1 protein-coding gene is annotated in these 324 nt (G+C 38.3%); it reads left to right on the top strand.

Annotation, left to right across the window (positions count from 1 at the left end; translation table 11 throughout):
- Positions 1–216 (top strand): transposase (locus AAEY62_RS21285; protein WP_350636356.1); only part of this gene is annotated, 216 nt, incomplete at its 5' end.
- Positions 217–324 lie beyond the last annotated feature (108 nt).

The following is a 324-nucleotide window of genomic DNA, read 5'->3' as shown; positions in this document are numbered from 1 at the left end:
AGCTATATCGACAAAATGAAAGTAAAAATAGACAGCCCCATAGGTCGACGACAATACAGCAAACGACTCGGGTGTATTGAGCCAGTGTTCGGGAACATTACAGTTAATAAAGGCATGAATAAATTGACCTTACGGGGTCAAACAAAAGTGAATGCGCAATGGCAACTGTATTGCCTTGTTCATAATATAGAAAAGCTGCAAAACACGATGCATTAAGAAGGGTAAGCCCTTTTACCCTAAATAAAAGCCACTCAACCACCCTTAATCCCTTCCAAAACGCCAATTAAAACAATATCAAACACTTCTATATTCTGCGTAAAAATA

This window comes from Pseudoalteromonas sp. GW168-MNA-CIBAN-0100 (assembly GCF_040309225.1).
GTDB classification, from domain to species: Bacteria; Pseudomonadota; Gammaproteobacteria; order Enterobacterales; family Alteromonadaceae; genus Pseudoalteromonas; species Pseudoalteromonas arctica.
This window is presented reverse-complemented; position numbering and strand designations above follow the sequence as displayed.